The sequence below is a fragment of the Pseudoalteromonas sp. UBA2102 genome, assembly GCF_002331165.1.
Lineage (GTDB): Bacteria > Pseudomonadota > Gammaproteobacteria > Enterobacterales > Alteromonadaceae > Pseudoalteromonas > Pseudoalteromonas atlantica.
Genome location: NZ_DCYU01000068.1, coordinates 81,482 through 84,389, shown reverse-complemented (window position 1 = coordinate 84,389; position 2,908 = coordinate 81,482). Strand labels below are relative to the sequence as shown.

General features: G+C 41.6%; 2 protein-coding genes and 2 tRNA genes. All 4 read left to right on the top strand.

Annotated elements, in window-relative coordinates:
* Positions 1–52: 52 nt before the first annotated feature.
* Positions 53–129 (top strand) — tRNA-Pro (locus B2R65_RS09425).
* A 51-nt stretch (positions 130–180) separates the two neighbouring features.
* Positions 181–257: transfer RNA gene (locus tag B2R65_RS09420), tRNA-Pro, on the top strand.
* Between the two features lie 355 nt (positions 258–612).
* A complete protein-coding gene (tig, locus tag B2R65_RS09415; RefSeq protein WP_286742140.1) occupies positions 613–1,917 on the top strand; it encodes a trigger factor in 1,305 nt (434 codons plus the stop codon).
* Between the two features lie 163 nt (positions 1,918–2,080).
* Entirely contained in the window at positions 2,081–2,698 is a 618-nt protein-coding gene (clpP, locus tag B2R65_RS09410) for an ATP-dependent Clp endopeptidase proteolytic subunit ClpP (protein WP_024033798.1), read from the top strand.
* Positions 2,699–2,908 lie beyond the last annotated feature (210 nt).

The window sequence follows — 2,908 nt, the reverse complement described above, 5'->3', positions numbered from 1 at the left end:
CCGGTTGTCGTGGGTTCGAGCCCCATCAGTCACCCCAATTTACTTCGAGTATCGGCGATTAGCGCAGTTTGGTAGCGCACTTGGTTTGGGTCCAAGGGGTCGCAGGTTCAAATCCTGCATCGCCGACCACTTTCTCATAAGTGGTCTTAAATTCAACATTTAAGTATTCAACACGATTATCGGCGATTAGCGCAGTTTGGTAGCGCACTTGGTTTGGGTCCAAGGGGTCGCAGGTTCAAATCCTGCATCGCCGACCACTTTCTTAACCTTAAAGAAAGTAAACGAGTAATCACTCAGCAATAACTTCTATTTACTTCCTACTAAAATATCGCTTTTACGTACCAGTTAGTCTGTTTTTTACGCAGTTGGTCTCGATCGTAGCTAAACTAGTCCAAATAATTGCCCCCTACACTCGACTATCATAATTATTAGGTTATAATGCCGCGTCTATTGTTTAACATAGTGCCCGAAGGGCAGAGCAGCAATGGGATCTCATGGTAGTGACGGATGCTTTTTAGTGAAAAATCGCTTTAAAATTTATCAAGACTCATGAAGATTACTTTGTTTGTAAGGAAGGCGAACAGTCGCCAAAATTGAATATTGAGGTAAATCATGCAAGTTTCTGTTGAGACGACTCAAGGCCTTGAGCGCCGTCTGACCATCACCGTTCCTGCAGAGAACGTTGAGACCGAAGTAAAAAAACGCTTACAACAACTGTCAAAAACGCAGCGTATCGATGGCTTCCGTGCTGGTAAAGTACCAGTTTCAGTAATTAACAAGCGTTTTGGACCTGCGGTTCGTCAAGAAGTAGCTGGCGAAGTAATGCAGCGTAACTACATTGAAGCAATTGTTGCTGAAAAAATTAACCCTGCTGGCGCACCATCATTTGCACCTAAATCACTTGAAGCAGGTAAAGATTTAGAGTTTACAGCAACGTTTGAAGTATACCCTGAAGTTGAAGTTCAAGGTTTAGACAAAATTGCAGTAGAAAAACCAGCGGTAACAGTAACTGACGAAGATTTAGCAAACATGCTAGAAACACTTCGTAAGCAACACGCTTCTTGGGCTGATGTTGACGCAGCTGCTGGCGAAAACGACCGTGTAACAGTTGATTTCGTAGGTACTATCGACGGTGAAGAGTTTGAAGGTGGCAAAGCTGAAGATTTCCCACTTGAGCTTGGCCAAGGTCGTATGATCCCAGGTTTTGAAGACAACATCGTTGGTAAAAAAGCAGGCGAAGAAGTAGTTGCTGATGTAACTTTCCCTGAAGATTACCACGCTGAAAACCTGAAAGGTAAAGCGGCTCAATTCACTATCACAGTGAAAAAAGTTGAAGCGCAAGAGCTACCTGAATTAAGCGAAGAGTTTGCAACTAAGTTCGGTGTTACCGAAGGCGGCGTAGACGCGCTTAAAGAAGAAGTTAAAAAGAACATGACACGTGAGCTAGACCAAGCGGTTAAAGCTAACGTGAAAGACCAAGCGATTAAAGGTCTTTTAGAAAACAACGAAATCGAAGTGCCTAAAGCACTTATTGATCAAGAAGTTGACGCATTACGTCAGCAAGCAGCTCAACGTTTTGGTGGCGACGCTAAAAACATGCCTGAGCTTCCAGCTGAATTGTTCCACGAGCAAGCTGTAACTCGCGTTAAAACTGGCCTATTACTAGGTGAAGTGATCAAAGCAAACGATATCAAAGTTGATGATGAAAAAGTTGAAGCATTAATTGCTACAGTTGCATCTGCTTACGAAGATCCAACTGAAGTAGTAGAATACTACAAATCAAATGATCAACTTATGCAGCAAATGCGTAATGTTGCAATGGAAGAGCAAGCTGTTGAAGCTATTTTAGCTAAAGCAAACGTGTCTGACGTTGAAAAAGCATTTGATGACATCATGAATCCTCAGCAAGGTGCTTAATAAGTCATTGACTTAAGCGCTCGCTAACGATTAAATGGCTCGTGTTACTCTGTTTATGCAGTGTGCCCGGGCCATTTTAGTTTGTGCCCCATAATTTGCGAAAAATGATAACTATGCTTCCTTTAGTAAGAAAAAGCATAAGCGCATAAGGAATTAAAAAAGTATGAACACTGGTATGACAGATCCCCTAAATGCATTAGTCCCTATGGTTGTTGAACAAACAGCTAAAGGTGAGCGCTCGTATGACATTTATTCGCGTCTATTAAAAGAGCGAATTATCTTTTTAACGGGCCAAGTTGAAGACAACATGGCAAATCTAATTTTAGCGCAAATGCTATTTTTAGAATCAGAGAACCCTGAAAAAGATATCTTTTTATATATTAATTCACCAGGTGGTTCGGTAACCGCTGGTATGGCAATTTACGATACAATGAACTTCATCAAACCAGATGTAAGTACTATTTGTGTTGGCCAAGCGGCAAGCATGGGCGCATTTTTACTTACTGCTGGCGCTAAAGGTAAGCGTTTTTGTTTACCAAACTCACGTGTAATGATTCACCAACCGTTAGGTGGTTTCCAAGGTCAAGCATCTGACTTTGAAATACACGCTAAAGAAATTCTGTCTATTAAAGACAAACTTAACCGCTTAATGGCAGAGCATACAGGCCAGCCATTAGATGTTATTTCACGCGATACTGACCGTGATAACTTTATGAGTGCATCACAAGCTGTAGATTACGGCCTGGTTGACTCAGTGTTTACAAATCGCGAAAGCAAGTAAGCGTGTAGGCAAGCAAATAATTGCTTGCCACTTTGAGTTACTATGCGAAAACCAGTAAATTTTGGTATAGTTAAAAGCGAATTTGAAATAGTTGCCAACCTTATTTGGCAGCCAACGTATAAAAGAGGTAGCTGAATGTCTGACACTCCTACAGACGGCGACAAAAGTAATAAATTGTTATACTGCTCTTTTTGTGGCAAAAGCCAACAC

What these genes read in the sequence shown, in the direction of transcription:
- tig (WP_286742140.1), top strand. Translation starts at nt 613, where the DNA reads ATGCAAGTTTCTGTTGAGACGACTCAAGGCCTTGAGCGCCGTCTGACC.
- clpP (WP_024033798.1), top strand. Translation starts at nt 2,081, where the DNA reads ATGAACACTGGTATGACAGATCCCCTAAATGCATTAGTCCCTATGGTT.